This window comes from Prevotella sp. MA2016 (assembly GCF_000619825.1).
Classification (GTDB): domain Bacteria; phylum Bacteroidota; class Bacteroidia; order Bacteroidales; family Bacteroidaceae; genus Prevotella.
Genome location: NZ_JHUW01000006.1, coordinates 200,642 through 217,923, shown reverse-complemented (window position 1 = coordinate 217,923; position 17,282 = coordinate 200,642). Strand labels below are relative to the sequence as shown.

The following is a 17,282-nucleotide window of genomic DNA, read 5'->3' as shown; positions in this document are numbered from 1 at the left end:
TTATTATCTGCAACAAACAAATACCGGGCAGTTACCATTGCGGTAGCTGCCCAGTATTATTAATGGGGTTATTATCTACAAGAGATTAGTAACCAGGATTCTGCTTCCAGTTGGTGTTCACATTAAGAGTACCCTGTGGAATTGGGAAAATACGGCACTCCTTGTCGAAGCGAGCTGTTGGGAAGCCCTTGCGGTGGAATCCGTATTCATCCTCGAAGTGACCAAAACGAATCATGTCGTTACGACGCCAGTTCTCATCGAACAGCTCACGACCACGCTCTGCATAGATATCCTCCAGTGTAGGATCGCCAGCTACTGTAGGCGCATTAACATAAGAGCGAATCTCATTCATCAAGCTCTGAGCAGTCTGACCATTGGTAGCTGAAGCACCACGCTTGATAGCCTCTGCCTTAGTAAGCAGGATATCAGCATAGCGGAAGATAGGCAGGTCGTTACTCTGGTTACGGCCATTGATAAAGTCCTCACGAATTACAAAGTACTTCACTGACTTGTAACCCTGACTCCAACCCTTTACATCCTTACCAGTGTTTAGGATAGCGCAGTCAGCAGGATACAATGATGGATTCTTGATACCATCCTCGTACTCAATGTAATGAGCACCACCCTCAGCATCAGTGTACTTCAAACGGATGGTCTTGTCAAGTACAATCTCATCACCTTTATAGGTATAAGGAGTAGATGTCTTGGCATATGTTGTACCATCATACATATAAATTTTGCCTGCGAGAATATTCTCCTGACGATCGTCTGTATCCAGTGCCATCAGTACATCAGCAAACTCTGGTGAGATAGAGAAGTTACCACCTGTTGAGTTACCGATATCACTACCGAAGTAACCAGGACCACCATTACCATCGTTACGTCCCTGGCGCCAGATACGTGGACGGCAATACTGGAATCCCTGAGCAGTGATAGCATCGAAGGTCATAGCATAGATAAAGTCCTTGATCTGGTAGCCATTGTTAGGCCAGAACTTCGAACGATAGCCTGATGCGCCCTCAGAGAGGCTGAACTGCTTGCTGTTGATAATATCATCACAAAGTGCAACCACATCATTCAGATGCTCATTACTATAGCTGGCAGCATCATAAGCTGTCACGCTGCTGGCAGTATATACAGGCCAGTTGATATACAGTTTAGCCAAGAGAGCCTCAGCAGCATAGCGAGTTGGTTTACCATAAGTGCTGACATCAACATTTGTAGGCAGGATATCGATGATAGCCTTCAACTCGCTTTCAATCCAGCGGGCCACATCTGCACGTGGTGAGCGGTCTATCTGCTCGCCATCAGCAGCCAAGTGGTCGAGAATAGGGGTGTCGCCATAGCTATCCATCAAAATCCAAGAATAGAAAGCACGCATATAACGAGCCTGAGCCGTAGCATCATTTTCCTCGCCACCCATGTTCAGGATAACGCGATTAGCCTTCGTGATACCAGCAGCTACTTCATCATACCATCCTGTTGATGCGCTACTTGGATCGAAATTGTGCAGAGAGCACTGGGCATAGATACCACCATCGGCATAGTCACCATCAAAACTGATACCAACCCACTCATCAGAACTGAGTGCCTGAGCCTCCATATAGCGACGTCCCAACGTGCCACGCAGATGGAAATAGACATCAGCCATCTGAGCCTCAACGGCAGCCTCGCTGTTGGGATATTCTGTAAACTGAGCCTCAGGCTTAACGTCCAAGTCAGTACAGCTAGCAGTCAAAGCCATCAGGCCTGCTGCGAAAAAAAGTTTTATATTAGTTTTCATATCTTATACTTGTTTTAGAAGTTAATCTTAGCACCAATGATGAAAGAACGAGTGTGAGGATAAGTGCTCTCACGATAGTCGATACCAGGTGTCAAACCACCAAGGCTAACCTCAGGATCGATGCCATCATAACCTGTAATGGTAAATACATTGTTGCAGGTAGCATAGAGCTGAACACTCTTCAGCCAATCACCCAACTTATCGAAAGTGTAACCCAATGTCAGGGTTGACAAACGCAGATAGCTACCATTCTCCAGATAGTTATCGCCTGGGATATGAGCATTGGCATCAGCCTGCCATTTCTTGTTGTTAACAACCTCTGCCAGAACATTCTTACCACCAGCTAAGTGTCCCTGATAGCTATAATGAGCCTTAGTGGCATTCAGAATCTTGTTGCCCAATACACCCTGGAAGAAGGCTGTCAGGCTCCAGTTCTTATAGTTCAGTGTATTGTTCCAACCATATACAATCTTTGGCTGGGCTGAACCACACTTAAACTTATCCTCGTAACCAGGATTAGATGTTACCCAGTTGCCATTGGCGTCCTGATAAGTATCGGCCTGAACATTGCCCTCTCCATCCTTGTGCTTATCCAGATTGCCTACCAAGAATACGCTGTTACCATTTGTATCATAGCCAGCATGCTTATAGGTCCAGAAAGTACCAAGAGGCTCACCTTCCATAATACGCTGTGTATCAGCATTAGCAGAAACACCACCGATGTTAGGATTACCCTGATCTACATAATCTACACTATAAGTAGAGTTTGACAGCTTATCAACTGTATTCTTATTGTGCGACAGGTTCAGAGTGGTGCTCCATGTAAAGTCCTTGGTCTTAACAGGTGTAGCGTTCAGAGTGAACTCAATACCGCGGTTGGTAATATCACCTACGTTAGCACGAATCCAACTCAATGGATATACACTTGTAGAAACGGCATAGCTCCAAATCAGATCACTAGTCTTCTTGTTGTAGTACTCAACACTACCATTGATGCGTCCACCCAGGAATGCGAAGTCAACACCAACGTTCAGCATGGCTGTACGCTCCCACTTCAGGTCGGGATTTGGGTTGTTCTGAGCCTCGATACCATACATGGTGTATTTGGTTCCGTCAGGAAGAACATAATCGAAAGAGTTGGTGTTCAAACCATATGTTGCGATAGCATCATAAGCGCCAAAGCCCATGGCATTACCACTGACACCATAACCTACACGAAGCTTCAACTGATCGAATACGTTCTGATTCTTCATGAAGCTCTCCTCTGTGATATTCCAAGCAGCAGATACTGATGGGAAAGTTCCCCAGTGATGATCCTTACCAAATACAGAAGAACCATCACGACGTACGGTAGCCTGCAACATATAGCGGCTGTTGAACGAGTAGTTCACACGACCATAGAATGAGATGTTGCGGATCTTTGTACGTGAAGAGCCCTGTACATCGGTAATACCATTGATATTGTTGGCATAGCGCAGATTCCAGAAACCAGTTACGTCATTGTAGAAGTTGTTGACTGTTACACCGAAGCCATCGTTACCAACGCGCTCCTCCCAAGAGTAACCAGCCATCAAACCCAGCTTGTGTACCTTTGCAATGGTAACATCGTAGTTGCCATAGGTTTCAAAAGTCTGGTTATGACGCATATAGGTGTCACGATGTGCACGTCCGTTATAACCCTTATCCATCTGTGTCTCGTGTGTCTGATACCAGCTATAGGTATTCTGACCGCTATCATATGAATAGTTAGCATGCCATACCAAGCCGTCGATCACCTTCAAAGAGGCTTTAGCAATATACTGCAGGCGCTTCCACTCATTGCGGTTGCTGTCCTCATATATCATTGACATCGGGTTGTAGTTGGCAGAACCAATATAGCTCTCATACCAAGAACCGTCGGCATTGCGAACAGGGTTGGTAGGAGAATAGTAGTTCATTGCATCGAGCACACTCTTACCTGCGTCCATTCCGCTAACACCAGAGAGGGGCACACCATTGTGACGCCCCTGCATGGCATTCAGACCAACAGACAGCTCCAAGCGATCCTTCAGAATCTTGGTGGTCAGCAAAGTACGTGCGTTAACACGATTCATCTCTGTACCACGAACAACACCCTGACGACTCATGTAGTTGATAGAGCCCATATACTTAGTCTTGGCGTTACCACCAGAGATGCTTACATTGTGATTGTGGCTGAAACCAGTACGCAGCACTTCCTTCTGCCAGTCGGTGTCGCCACCGCCATCCTGCTCAGGACCAATCAGACCAGAAGAGCGCAACTGAGAAGCAGATGCCATATCGAGGGTCTTAGAAACCTTATCAAAGGCTACATAAGCATTATAGCTTACGTTGGTCTTGCCCTCCTGTCCACTCTTGGTGGTGATGATAATCACACCATTAGCAGCCTTAGAACCATAGATAGCTGTAGCAGAAGCATCACGGAGCACGTCGATGCTCTCGATGTCATCAGGTGCTACCATTGAGATGTCAACACCAGGGATACCGTCGATCACATAGTAAGGCGACATTGCCTCACCAGTACGCAGTGATGAAGCACCACGCAAGGTGATAGAAGCGCCACCATTAGGATCACCATTGGTAGTAACAGTCAGACCTGCAACCTTACCCTGCAGCATCTGTCCTGGATCTGTGAATACACCCTTGTTCAAATCTTCTGACTTCACGGTGGTGATAGACGAGGTAACGTCCTTGCGGCGCATGGTACCATAACCTACTACTACAACTTCGTTCAGTACCTTGTTATCCTCTTCGAGAGTTACCTTCATGCCGTTGGCGGCAGCCAGAGTCTTAGAGGTGTAGCCTACGTAAGAGAATGTAAGCTTGGCACCCTGCTTCACTGTGAGTGTAAAGTCACCATTGAAGTCGGTCACTACACCATTGTTGGTACCTGTCTCCAGAACGCTTACGCCAATCAGTGGCTCACCAGTAGCGTCCAGTACAGTTCCCGACACCTTGTTCTGTGCCAGCATCACTGTACTGCACAACAGAAAGAACACGAAGAACATGGTCTTCTGCATTCCTTGCTTGAGATTTAGGATCTTTTGCATAATCATTAATTAAAGTTAGTACAAATAAAATATAAGTTTTCTTGTTTATTTCTTATTCTATCACCACGGTGGCGTTCTCTGTTATCAAAGGCACCTTCATGGATTGCATGGCTTTCAGGTCGGCCTTGATAAAGCCTTCGCCTTTACATGGACGTTTGTCCATGGACAGTTGAGAGTTGAAAGTTGAGAGTTGAGAGTTCTCGCCTTGCGAGCGACCATAGGTTGAGCGGAGAGTTACGCGTACATTATTAAAATAGATGTCGCGCACTTTGCCGGGAACGTCACCACCTACAAAGCAGCCGTTCTGGCTGGTGGCGGTGATGTTATTGAAGTAGATGCGGCTCACCTCGCCACAACGGCCCTCTATCTGCCCCTTGGGGAATCGCCAGTTGGCATCCTTATGATTGCCGTTGGCACGTGGATAGCTGGTCACATAGATAGGCTCGGCCTTGCCCCACCACACATCGCTCCACAAGCGGCAATCCAATTGGATATTCGAAAATACCACATCAGTCACGGTGCCCTCGTCGCGATTCTGGATGCCCAGACCACGGTTAGAGCCGGTGATGATGCAGTTGTCGAACACCACGTTATAGATAGAGTCCATATTCTCGCTACCAATCTTGATAGCACACGAGCGGCTCGACATCACACAGTTGGTAACCGTAATATCGTGGCACGAGCCATACTGCTTAAACTCTCGACGGTTCTTCAAACAAATGCAGTCGTCGCCACTGGTGATATGGCAGTTGGCGATACGCACATGCTTAGAGTGGTCGATATCAATGCCATCGCCATTGCGGATTTTCAAGTTGTTCAGCAAATTGATGCCATCAATCACAGCCTCATCGCAACCGATGAGATGCACAGTCCAGTAGGCCCCCTCCTTGATGGTGACATCACGGATGGTGAGATGCTTCACATCAGTCAGCGTGAGCACATGCGGGCGCGGGTCGAAGGTCTGATCCTTCAGCGGCTTCAACTCGTAGCTATCACTCAGCTCGGCACCCATAAAGGCGATGCCATTGCCATGGATGGTACCCTTACCACAGATGCTGATGTTCTCGGCATGCTCGGCCCAAAGCCACAGCATACCCTCGCCGCGGTTTGCGCCAAAAGCACTCTGCTTATAAATACTCTCGTCAGGATTAGCCTTCAGCGTGGCTGTAGCCTCCAGATAAAGTTCTACATTGCTCTTAAGCTGGATAGGACCAGCCAGGAAAGTATGATTACGTGGCAACAGCACACGCCCACCACCTTCAGCCGAACACTTATCAATGGCACGCTGAATGGCCTGGGCATCGTTTGCAATGCCATTACCTATAGCTCCTGCTGCCGTCACATCGTAAACTGTCTGTGCCGCTGCTGACATCACTGTCATCCAAAGCAGAATTACCTGCAAAAATGTTTTTTTCGTCATTTATTTCTTAGTAGTAACGAATAATTCCGAATGCAAAGATAGCATATTTTCCGAATAAAACAAAAAAATTATAAAAAAATCGTTATCTTTGCACCCAAATAAAGACAAACTCCAATTTAAAGTCGACAATATGACAGACATTTGCTGCATCGGACATATCACCCGCGATAGAATTATTATGCAAAACCCACCTGTTACGACACACTGTGCAGGCGGTTCGGCTTACTATATGGCATGGGCCGTCCAGGCTTTGCCCCACGATATTGATTTCCACATGATCACATCGGTGAGCCGCGAGGTGATGCCCGAGGTTGAAAAATTACGCCAGGCTAGCATGAGAGTGACGGCCTATGAGAGCGATTCAAACGTGTTTTTTGAGAACAAGTATGGTATCAACATGGACAACCGCACGCAGCGTGTGTTGGCCAAGTCGGCTCCGTTTACACTTAACGAGCTGAAAGATGAGCAGGCACGCGTATTCCATCTCGGTACGCTGCTGGCCGACGACTTTGCACCTGAGATTGTAGAGTATCTGGACACCAAAGGCGATGTAAGCATCGATGTGCAGGGCTACCTGCGCAAGGTGGTAGGCGAAGAGGTGCATGCTTGCGAATGGACAGACAAGCTGCGCCTGCTGAAGCATACTGCCATCCTGAAGGTAAACGAATGGGAATGCCAGACGCTCACCAACATGACCAATCCCTACGAGGCTGCCCAGCAGATCAACGACTGGGGTGTGCGCGAGGTGATCATCACCCTAGGTGGTGGCGGCTCAGTCATCTACGCCGAGGGACAGTTCTACGAGACGCCTGCCTACCCACCTGCCAAGCTGGTTGATGCCACAGGCTGCGGCGACACCTATAGTGCTGGCTATCTGTATGCCCGCGCCAAAGGTATGAGCTATGTAGAGAGCGGACAGTTTGCAGCTGCTATGTGTACTCTGAAATTAGAGCACACAGGACCATTCGCCCATACCATAGATGATGTTTACCAAATCATCCGCAATAATCAATAACAACTATAACAAATGATGTACCTATTTAACAACCATTCACGAGGCCTGCTACTAACCGCGCTGCTATCATTGGCAGCTGGCAGTAGCTACGCCCAAGACAGGCTGTATGCCGATGAGTTTCCCTTAGGGGATGTGACCCTGCTGGACGGACCACTGAAGCATGCCCGCGACCTGAACATCCAGACACTGCTGAAGTACGACAACGACCGTCTGTTGGCACCTTACCTGAAAGAGGCCGGACTAACCCCCAAAGGCAAGTCGTACCCCAACTGGGACGGACTTGACGGACACGTGGGCGGACACTATCTGACTGCGATGGCCATCAATGCGGCCACAGGCAGCAAAGAGTGCCGCGAGCGTATGGAGTACTGGATTAGCGAGCTGCAGGCCTGTGCCGATGCCAACGCCAAGAACCACCCCGAATGGGGCCGTGGCTATGTGGGCGGTGTGCCTGGCAGCGATCGTATCTGGAGCAACTTCAAGAAAGGCAACTTCGGCCCCTATTATGGCGCATGGGTTCCTTTCTATAATCTACATAAGATGTATGCTGGTCTGCGCGATGCGTGGGTTTACTGCGGCAACGAGCAGGCCAAACAGCTCTTTCTGGGCTTCTGCGACTGGGCCATCGACCTGACAGCCCATCTCACCGATGCTCAGATGGAGCGCGCGCTGGATACCGAGCATGGTGGCATGAACGAGGTGCTGGCCGATGCCTACGCCATCACTGGCGAGCAGAAATATCTGGATGTGGCCCGCCGATTCTCGCATCGCCGCCTGCTGAACCCGCTGATGCAGCGCCGCGACGTGCTCGACAACATGCATGCCAACACCCAGGTGCCCAAGGTGATAGGCTTTGAGCGTATAGCCGAGCTGAGTGGCGACGAGGCTTACCACACCGCTGGTGCCTACTTCTGGGATATCGTAACAGGCGAGCGCACACTAGCTTTTGGTGGCAACAGCCGTCGCGAGCACTTCCCCAGTCGCGAGGCCTGTCAGGACTTTGTGCAGGATATCGACGGACCAGAAAGTTGCAACACCAACAACATGCTGAAGCTGACCGAGGATCTGCATCGCCGCAACCCCGAAGCCCGCTATGCCGACTTCTTCGAGCTGGCCACATTTAATCATATCCTCTCTACCCAGCATCCTGAGCACGGCGGCTATGTGTATTTCACTTCAGCACGTCCACGCCACTACCGCAACTACTCGGCCCCCAACGAGGCCATGTGGTGCTGCGTAGGCACAGGCATGGAGAATCATGGCAAGTACGGACAGTTTGTCTATACCCATCATGACAACGCCCTCTACGTGAATCTTTTTGTAGCCTCTGAGCTCAACTGGCAGGCTAAGGGCATCAAACTGCGCCAGGAAACCAACTTCCCCTATAGCGAGAACAGCCGTATCACCATCACGCAATCACCCAACACCAAACAGCCAGCACCCATCATGGTGCGCTACCCAGGCTGGGTAAAGCCAGGCCTGTTCAGCGTTAAGGTGAATGGCAAGCCCGTGAGCATCGTCACAGGTCCGTCGAGCTATGTCGCCATCGATCGCCAGTGGAAGAAGGGCGACGTGATAGATATCCAGTTCCCCATGTACAACAGTGTGAAGTATCTGCCCAATATGCCACAGTACATCGCCCTGATGCACGGCCCCATCATGCTGGCCATGAAGACAGGCACAGAGGATTTGGCACACCTGATAGCCGACGACAGCCGATTCGGACAGTTGGCCACAGGCAAAAAACTGCCTATCGACCAGGCCCCTATCCTGGTTAACAAAGATGTGGAGAGCATCGCCAACCTGCTGCAACCCATAGCAGGGAAGCCCCTTCATTTCAGCTTCCGCCAGGACGGTTCATTGTCAACTATCAACTGTCAGCTGTCAACAATGGAGCTGATGCCTTTCTTCGAGCTGCACGATGCCCGTTACATGATGTACTGGCTGGCACTGAGCCAGGATAGCTACAAGGACTATCTGGCCAACCTGGCCAAGCAGGAGCAGGAGCGCCAGGCACTCGAGGCCCGCACCACCGATAAAGTGCAGCCAGGCGAGCAACAGCCTGAGAGCGACCACTTTATGGAAACCGACAATTCGACTGTAGGCAATACCAATGATGTATTCTTCCGCGATGCTCGCGATGGCCACTACTTCAGCTACCTGATGCAGACAGGCGGCCAGACCGACCTGAGCCTGCGCCTGAAATACTGGGGTGTAGGCGATTGGAAGAACCCCGAGTTCGACATCTATGTGGACGATGCGCTCATGACGTCAGTCAACCTCACCGGCAAATATCGCACCTCGCAGTTCAAGTTCGAGGAGTATCCCATCCCCGCCCAGCTGCTCAAGGGCAAGAAGCAGGTGCGCATTAAGTTCGTGGCCAAACCTCGCAAGCAGGTTGGCGAGATTTACGAAGTGAGACTAATTAGTAACAATCAACAATAACAACTATGTACTACAAACGTTCTATTCTCTGCGCTGCGCTTGCAGCAGCCACCATGGGTCTTAACGCCCAGAAACCAGTGAAAGCCCCTGCTGGCGGCAAGGCCATCAGCGACGAGCTCATTGGCATCTTCTTCGAAGACATCAACAATTCTGCCGATGGCGGTCTCTATGCCGAGCTCATCCAGAACGGTGCCTTCGAGTTCTCGCCCGTTGAGCGCGACGGATGGGGCCCTGGCACCGCCTGGCGCATCACCCGTCCTGGTCACTCTACCGGCTATATCCAGCCACGCATGGACAACCCCGTTCATGCCAACAACGCAACCTATATGCGCCTGCACTGCGAGCGTGCCAACCAGTATTACGATTACACAGGTTGGACTGGCTTCGGCATTCAGAACGACGGTTTCGACGGCATCTCAGTTAAGGCAGGCGAGAAGTACGACTTCTCAGCCTTTATGCGCAATGTAAAAGGCGATGCCAAGCAGGTACGCGTGGTACTGATTGAGCCTGTAAAGGGCTGGCCACCAAAGGATCCCAAACTGCTGGCCGAAACAACCTTCGACGTAAGCAACGGCGACTGGAAGAAGTTCGAGGCTGTGCTTACACCTAATGCCGACTGCAAGCAGGCTGCCCTACAGATTCTGGTACTTACCAAGGGTGATATGGATATCGATGTGGTATCACTTATGCCCGAAGATACATATAAGGGCCACGGCCTGCGTAAGGATCTGGCTCAGGCCCTGGCCGATCTGAAGCCTAAGTTCATGCGCTTCCCTGGCGGATGTGTGGTTCACGGTGGTGGCGACGGATTCTGGAACACTTATCGCTGGAAGACCACTATCGGTCCTAAGGAAACACGCCGCCAGCTCAAAAACACCTGGGGCTATCACCAGAGTGTAGGTCTGGGATATTTCGAGTACTTCCAGTTCTGCGAGGATCTGGGTATGGAGCCCCTACCCATCCTGCCTGCCGGCGTCAGCTGTCAAGGCGCCAACGGTGGTTGGGGCATGAAAGGCCAAGCTCAAGATGTAGTTCCCATGAGCGAGATGGACGAGTGGGTTGACGAGTGCATCGACCTGATTGAGTGGGCCAACGGCGATCCCGCCACCAACAAATGGGCCAAGATGCGTGCCGAGGCAGGTCATCCCAAGCCCTTCAACCTCAAATACTTAGGTATTGGTAACGAGGAGCGCATCTCGCCCGAGTTCTGCGAGCGCTTCAAGTATATCTACGAGCGTGTTACCAAGGCGCATCCCGAGATTGTGATTGTGGGCACAGCCGGTCCCGGCTCGCATGCCGATAACGGCGACTATCAGAACGGTTGGAAGCTGGCCGAGGAACTCAATATGCCTATCCTCGACGAGCACTACTACGAGCCCAACACCTACTTCCTGAACAAGCGCCAGTACGACAGCTATCCCCGCGACCGCAAGACCAAGGTCTATCTGGGCGAGTATGCCGCTAAGGACAAGAAACTCATCGACGCCCTGGCCGAAGGTCTGTATCTGTTGCACGTAGAGCGCAATGGTGATGTAGTAGCCATGACATCTTACGCTCCCCTGTTTGCCCGCAAGAACGGCACCCAGTGGAATCCCGACCTCATCTACTACGACAACGAGCGCCCATTCCTCACCTGCAGCTACTATGTTCAGCAGCTGTTCGGCCAGTCGAGCGGCAACTACTACTATGGCGACTGCGTGAAGTTTGAGGGCGATGCTGCCGATGCCATCCAGCCTATGGAGGGTGTGCACTATGGTCAGAGCGTGATTCTCAACACCAAAACCCGCCAGCTGTTCGTGAAACTGATTAACGCCAGTGCCGATGCCAAGAAGGCCAACATCAACCTGAGCCGCTTTGGCATCAAGAAGCTGGCCACCAAGACCACCCTCGCAGGTCAGCCCAACGACGAGAACAACTTCGATGCCCAGCCCATCGCTCCTAAGAAAGAGCAGATCAAGGCTCAGAAGAAGTTCACCCTCGACCTGGCCCCCTACTCAATGGTGATGCTGCAGTACCAGCTGTAACATCAGCTAAACATACAAAAAAAGGTGCAACTCAACACGAGCTGCACCTTTTTTGTTTTTATCTGTTCAGGCGTTTTTGTCCAAAAGTGGGGTAAAAAGTATAGATTTGGACAAAAACGCTTGTTTCATCCAAATCTTTTTTTTATTTTTGCATCCGATTTAAATATAAACCAAACAGATTAACTAATATGAATAATAAGAGTAAAAATTGTCCTTATTGCGGTTCTGTACACGTGCGTCAGAACCCAAAGAAAATGATTAGCGATAAAAAAAAGTTTATCCTCTTTAATGGGATATATTTCCCTTTATTGATTTTCTTATTCTGTAAAGATGGAAGGACAGAAGAACTTTCCTCTGTCATTCCTGCAGGAATAATAGGAGAATCGGTGGGTATATTGATACTTTACTTACTAAAAAAGAAAACATTTTTTTGTGATGATTGTAAGTCGGAATTCAAATAGATGTACAAACAAAGGCTTGCTCAAGGAATTTTGAGCAAGCCTTCTTTTATGCTACTCTGTGTAGAACTTCAATATACGCTGACGTATCATCAACTCGTATTTGGCTTGCACGGCATCCTGGCGGGCCTCCAGATGTTTCTGACGGGCCTGCAACAAATCAAACACACTACTGCGCCCTGCATCGTAGCGCTCCTGCTCATAACTTAAACTTACAGCTGCTGCATCAACAGCCTTCTGTGCCGAAGCTTGTTTTTGACGTGCCACATGGGCATTAGTCTGAGCCGTCTGTATCTCTTTACTCAGATTCAGGCGTGCCTCTTCTAGCGCCAAACTCTGATTCATCACATCCATCTTAGCGGAACGGATATTGTTGCGCGTTTGGAAACGATTAAAGATGGGCACTTTCAGGTGTAAACCTATCACTTCGTTCATATTCTTATCCAAGAACTGCTTATTCCAACTGCCCCAACGCATGTCGCGATGAAAGAAATTCACGTAGAAGGTACGCAAACCGCCTTGCAGATAGAGTGTTGGATAATAATCCGAACGAGCCACGTTCACCTGGGCCTTGCTCGCTTCTATCTGTGCCTTAGCAGCCATGATAGATGGCCAACTCTCAGCCACCTTTTCATAGTTTACAACTGGTGTTTCACCTTCCTCATTGATATCAGCAATATCAAAGCCTTCAGCTGTGGGCAGGTTGAGTAGCTGTGCCAAGGTGGTCAATTCCAGGGTGTACTGACCATTGGCATTGGTCAGACTATACTCATCGTTGGCAGCCTGGGCCTCCATATCTTTCAGTTCGCTCATAGGGCGTTTGCCCTCATCAACGAGCACCCGCGCACGGTTTACCATCTCGCAACTTAGCTCCACTTGCGCACGAGCCTCATCAGCCATACTCCGATAATACAAACATTGCAAATACTGAACAGCTATCTGGATACCTATATCCTTGCGGGCTTTCTCTAAGTTGGCCACGGCAGCATCAAGACTAAACCGATTGGCCGTTACTTTATTCTTAACCTTCATGCCATCAAAGATATTCATCGTAGCCGTTACACTGCCTGTTGTGTATGACAGATCATTGTTAGAACCCGCAACACTACCATCCATCGAACCGGTTGTAGAGTTGTAGTTTCCAAAACTGAACTGTTCGCCCAACTGTGCATCAACCTCTGGCAGCCACTCGTTACGACTTGTATTGAGCGCTAATTCGCGTTGCTGTATCTGCAGAGCTCGCCTACGGATATCAATATTATGCGATGTGGCATACTCAATGCACTGGTCGAGCGTCCACTGCTGGGCACTCACCGAGGCTGCACATGCCAGCATAGCCGTCAGCAACATCGCTTTCATATAGTTTGCTTTCATTGCCATTACTGTTTGGTTATTATTCATCTGCAAGGTGTAACTATTTCTGGATGCCACGCAAGCGGTCATCCTTGCTCACACCCGACTTCACAACCACATATATGCCATCTGAGATGCCCAGCTCTACAGGAATACGCTCCCACTGCTGGTTCTCAACATCGGTTTCGGATGAAGTCAAACGAAACACAAATGGTTTGTTGTCTTCAAACTCCACGCAGGTCTCGTCGATAGACAAAGCCTGTTTGTCTTCACTCAGTATAATACTAGCATTGACACTATAACCCGAGCGTATCTCAACTCCCTGCGGGATAGTGGCTGTAGCTTTAAGCTCAAATACCTTGGCACCATTCTGTAATGTTCCCTCTGGAGCTATATAGTCGAGCACGGCAGGAATCTTCACTTCCTGCATAGAGCCTGGCGTAAGTGTCACCTCCATGCCGGTATGCAGCTTAGCCACCTCGGTTTCATCTATATTTCCACGGAAAATAACATCTTTCATATCAGCCACCGTAGCAATGGTAGTGCCCTGCGAGAATGCCGACGAGCCACTGACAGAGGTGCCAACCTTTACAGGCACATTGAGCACGATACCATTCATGGTGGAACGCACCTCTGTGGTGTTCACACTGCCTGCACGGACACTTGAGCCCTTTGTGATGACCTCGACCTGGGCGCGAGCAGCCGAAAGCTTATCCTTGGCAGCAGCCAACTTATTTTGGAATTGCTCGTTCTCCTCCTTACTCACCACCCCTTTCTCGAACAATCGCTGTGTGCGATCGGCCTCACGCTGTATCTCATCAAGCGAGATGCGTGCAGCCTCAACATCACTCTGAGCCATCGTGAGCTGACTCATATCGGGGATTACGCGGATGACAGCCACCAGGTCGCCAGCCTTTATCTGCTGACCAGGCTGAACATGCAACGACGATACAACACCCGTAATCTGCGGTTTCAGTTCCACTTGCGTACGAGCCTCCAAGGCACCCGTAGCAATGGTTCGCTGCTGGATGTCGCGCTGTTCGGGCGTTACAAGTTCATAAACTACCGGAGCCGGTTGTGACTGTTTCCAGAGGAAATAGAAGGTGTAGATGACAAACAGTCCTACGAGGACCCATCCACCAGTTTTTAGAATTCTTTTCATCATATCCGTATTGTTTTTATTTATTCTTTTCTACTCTTCGCGTAATGCCTCAATAGCCTTAATGGCCATGGCACGCTTGGCTGGTACGAAACCTGCAAACAGGCCTCCGATAATCAGGATTATCAGAGCTGCTATAGCTGGTATAAAAGGTACATGAGGATTGGTAAAGAATCCACCATCGCTCATAGACGCAGCCGTCATGCGGTTGACGGCATACAGTCCCCACACGCCTGCTATAATACCAACAATGCCAGCAGCCAGCGTCAGTACCAGGCTCTCACACATAATCTGCTTGATGATAGTCCATGGCTCAGCCCCTAAGGCACGACGTACGCCTATCTCCTGCGTGCGCTCCTTCACGGTAATCATCATAATGTTTGAGATGCCGATAAGACCTGCCAACAGCGTTCCCAAGCCCACCAGCCATACCAAGGCATTAAGACCGCCAATCATGATGTCAAATTGATTGAGCTGACTTTTCAGGTCGTTTGACATCAATGCGACATCATCATCAGGATGAATCTGATGGCGCTGACGAATAATATCATCAATAGGTTTGTAGTAGCTGCCAGAATCATATTTGTCATCAAGCACAAGAAACAGTCTGTCCGCTTTTCCTACAACGTTGAACACATGCTGTGCTGTGGAAATGGGGAGAAATACAGACTTGGACTCATGCGGACCAAGGTTCACCATATCGTTAGTTTTCTTAGTAACACCAATTACATCGTAAGAGGTGCCTGCTATATTGATGCTTTGCCCTATAGGGGAGTCGTCATTTGGGAAAAGTGTCTTGGCAACTTCAATTCCGATGACGCACACTTTTCGCCGCTCGTCGCAATCAAATTCGTTGATATATCTACCGGTAACGATTCGCTGTGGCGACATAACAGACAAGAATGGTGACACTCCTGCAACTGTCAGTTCATCTGTTGCACTTCTCGAAGAAACAATCAGTGTACTATTTGCTGCTGGTAAATATTTTACATAGATAGCCTGCTTGATGGATCCAGGGTATTTAGCCTGTATGGCTTCTACATCCTTAAAATCAATACTCCACGAGCGGCCACGTTCAAAGCCGTTATAGGCCATTGTGGTCACATCAGTGGAGTAGGCGGCAGAGTTTGCAGGCATCTGCTTCAGCTGTCCAACGATGCCCTCTTGGAAGCCCATACCTGCCCCAATGAGAAACATCAGCATCAACAGTCCCCAGAATATACCAAAAGCAGTCATCAGCGAACGCCACTTCTGTTGCCGTATCGTTTGCAGTACCTCCTGCCAGAAATCTTTATCTATCATAATATATCTATCTTTTGAATATTCTCATTTACGACATCAGCGCCTCTACCAGTTTGATACGAACCGCACGTCTGGCCGGCACATAGCCTGCCACTAATCCCGCCAGCACCATGATGAAGTTACAACCTATTATGGGCCAGAAGTCAACTGTTGGATTCTGGAACATGGGAATGGCTGTCCCCAAAGCCGTATCCAGCAACTGAGTGAGTCCGACACCAAGCATCAACCCAATGTAACCAAAGATCAGAGTGATGATAACCGACTCTAATAGCACCATCGTAATAATATGCTCATTACTGGCTCCCATTGCCTTACGAACACCCAACTCGCGTGTGCGTTCCTTAATGGTAATGAGCATAATATTGCTAACGCCTACGATACCTGCAATAAGAGTGGCGATGCCAATAATCCAAACGAAAATGCCAATTCCTGCTATCATTTTTTTTGTGCTGAGAATCTGTTCGTAAGAGTTGCTCACCACTACGCCCTTATGGTCCTTGGGGCTACATCCCAAACGCGCAGCCAGCAAATCGTGCAGTTCACGTTCCAGATGCTCGTTATGCTCAACAGACTCCAGATTCTCTACCACCAGATTGATACCATCGATGGTGCCATCAGGTCGATAAGCAGTCAACATGGTTGATAATGGGATATATGCAGCCAAAGACATGTCGGAATTAAGACTACTATTACATACCCCCACAACCACAAAAGCGAAATCGCCAATGGTGATAAGCTGTCCAACAGGACTCTTATCCTGAAACAACTGGCGCGCCAAGCGATCATTAATAATACACGACTTGGAAAGTTCATCCATATCGCGTTGGTTAAAATCCCTACCAGCCTTCAGTTTACGATAATCTACACTCAGGTAGTGCGCATTACAGCCTGTGACGGGCAGCTTAACATGATTCTTACCGACACTCACTTCCAGAGATTGGGTTGCCATTGGATACACCTGCAGAATATGCTGTATATGGCTCTGCTCGATGGCTTCAGCATCAGCCATGTTCAGTTTCAGCTGTCGCCCTTTCTCCATACCCTGCCATGCCATGATCGTCTTTCCTGCATTAATCCTGACTATTTGGTTGATATCCAGATGGAAGGTTTTATAGAGGCCGCGCTGAAAACCACCAGATGAGCCCAACAGTACCACCAGGATAAACATACCCCAGGCGATAGAGAAACCCGTCAACGCGATACGCAGTCGGTTGCTCCTCATGGCAGTCAGCACTTCATCAAATAATTCTCCCAT

General features: G+C 49.2%; 10 protein-coding genes. 3 read left to right on the top strand and 7 right to left on the bottom strand.

Features of this window, described 5'->3' with window-relative positions; translation table 11 throughout:
* Positions 1–85 precede the first annotated feature (85 nt).
* Genes T360_RS0100865 through T360_RS0100855 form a run of 3 tightly spaced genes read right to left on the bottom strand, consistent with a single transcriptional unit; the run spans position 86 to position 6,271 of the window.
* Positions 86–1,783, bottom strand: coding sequence for a RagB/SusD family nutrient uptake outer membrane protein (locus T360_RS0100865; RefSeq protein ID WP_028911108.1), 1,698 nt, complete (start codon positions 1,781–1,783; stop codon positions 86–88).
* A gap of 14 nt (positions 1,784–1,797) precedes the next feature.
* Positions 1,798–4,851: a TonB-dependent receptor gene (locus T360_RS0100860; RefSeq protein WP_028911107.1), complete on the bottom strand. Its 3,054-nt coding sequence runs from the start codon at positions 4,849–4,851 to the stop codon at positions 1,798–1,800.
* A gap of 52 nt (positions 4,852–4,903) precedes the next feature.
* Positions 4,904–6,271 carry a glycoside hydrolase family 28 protein gene (locus T360_RS0100855; protein ID WP_028911106.1) on the bottom strand — a complete coding sequence of 456 codons (1,368 nt, stop codon included), beginning with the start codon at positions 6,269–6,271 and terminating at the stop codon, positions 4,904–4,906.
* Between the two features lie 130 nt (positions 6,272–6,401).
* On the opposite strand from T360_RS0100855, the gene T360_RS0100850 reads away from it, so the two are divergent.
* Genes T360_RS0100850 through T360_RS14275 form a run of 3 tightly spaced genes read left to right on the top strand, consistent with a single transcriptional unit; the run spans position 6,402 to position 11,755 of the window.
* Complete coding sequence (locus T360_RS0100850; RefSeq protein ID WP_028911105.1) at positions 6,402–7,286, top strand: PfkB family carbohydrate kinase; 885 nt, start codon at positions 6,402–6,404, stop codon at positions 7,284–7,286.
* A 12-nt stretch (positions 7,287–7,298) separates the two neighbouring features.
* Positions 7,299–9,731, top strand: coding sequence for a beta-L-arabinofuranosidase domain-containing protein (locus T360_RS0100845; RefSeq protein WP_369793473.1), 2,433 nt, complete (start codon positions 7,299–7,301; stop codon positions 9,729–9,731).
* 5 nt (positions 9,732–9,736) lie between these two features.
* Positions 9,737–11,755 carry an alpha-L-arabinofuranosidase C-terminal domain-containing protein gene (locus tag T360_RS14275; protein ID WP_081772641.1) on the top strand — a complete coding sequence of 673 codons (2,019 nt, stop codon included), beginning with the start codon at positions 9,737–9,739 and terminating at the stop codon, positions 11,753–11,755.
* A 512-nt stretch (positions 11,756–12,267) separates the two neighbouring features.
* Here T360_RS14275 and T360_RS0100830 read toward each other — a convergent pair.
* Genes T360_RS0100830 through T360_RS0100815 form a run of 4 tightly spaced genes read right to left on the bottom strand, consistent with a single transcriptional unit; the run spans position 12,268 to position 17,282 of the window.
* Positions 12,268–13,593, bottom strand: a complete 1,326-nt coding sequence (locus tag T360_RS0100830; RefSeq protein ID WP_197019245.1) for a TolC family protein — start codon at positions 13,591–13,593, stop codon at positions 12,268–12,270.
* A gap of 34 nt (positions 13,594–13,627) precedes the next feature.
* Positions 13,628–14,731 carry an efflux RND transporter periplasmic adaptor subunit gene (locus tag T360_RS0100825; RefSeq protein WP_051523255.1) on the bottom strand — a complete coding sequence of 368 codons (1,104 nt, stop codon included), beginning with the start codon at positions 14,729–14,731 and terminating at the stop codon, positions 13,628–13,630.
* 27 nt (positions 14,732–14,758) lie between these two features.
* Positions 14,759–16,027, bottom strand: coding sequence for an ABC transporter permease (locus tag T360_RS0100820; RefSeq protein WP_028911100.1), 1,269 nt, complete (start codon positions 16,025–16,027; stop codon positions 14,759–14,761).
* A gap of 28 nt (positions 16,028–16,055) precedes the next feature.
* Positions 16,056–17,282 carry an ABC transporter permease gene (locus T360_RS0100815; protein ID WP_028911099.1) on the bottom strand — a complete coding sequence of 409 codons (1,227 nt, stop codon included), beginning with the start codon at positions 17,280–17,282 and terminating at the stop codon, positions 16,056–16,058.

Excerpts from the sequence above, each read along its gene's own strand:
- T360_RS0100865 (WP_028911108.1), bottom strand. The coding sequence starts at position 1,783 with ATGAAAACTAATATAAAACTTTTTTTCGCAGCAGGCCTGATGGCTTTG.
- T360_RS0100860 (WP_028911107.1), bottom strand. The coding sequence starts at position 4,851 with ATGCAAAAGATCCTAAATCTCAAGCAAGGAATGCAGAAGACCATGTTC.
- T360_RS0100855 (WP_028911106.1), bottom strand. The coding sequence starts at position 6,271 with ATGACGAAAAAAACATTTTTGCAGGTAATTCTGCTTTGGATGACAGTG.
- T360_RS0100850 (WP_028911105.1), top strand. The coding sequence starts at position 6,402 with ATGACAGACATTTGCTGCATCGGACATATCACCCGCGATAGAATTATT.
- T360_RS0100845 (WP_369793473.1), top strand. The coding sequence starts at position 7,299 with ATGATGTACCTATTTAACAACCATTCACGAGGCCTGCTACTAACCGCG.
- T360_RS14275 (WP_081772641.1), top strand. The coding sequence starts at position 9,737 with ATGTACTACAAACGTTCTATTCTCTGCGCTGCGCTTGCAGCAGCCACC.
- T360_RS0100830 (WP_197019245.1), bottom strand. The coding sequence starts at position 13,593 with ATGGCAATGAAAGCAAACTATATGAAAGCGATGTTGCTGACGGCTATG.
- T360_RS0100825 (WP_051523255.1), bottom strand. The coding sequence starts at position 14,731 with ATGATGAAAAGAATTCTAAAAACTGGTGGATGGGTCCTCGTAGGACTG.
- T360_RS0100820 (WP_028911100.1), bottom strand. The coding sequence starts at position 16,027 with ATGATAGATAAAGATTTCTGGCAGGAGGTACTGCAAACGATACGGCAA.
- T360_RS0100815 (WP_028911099.1), bottom strand. The coding sequence starts at position 17,282 with ATGGGAGAATTATTTGATGAAGTGCTGACTGCCATGAGGAGCAACCGA.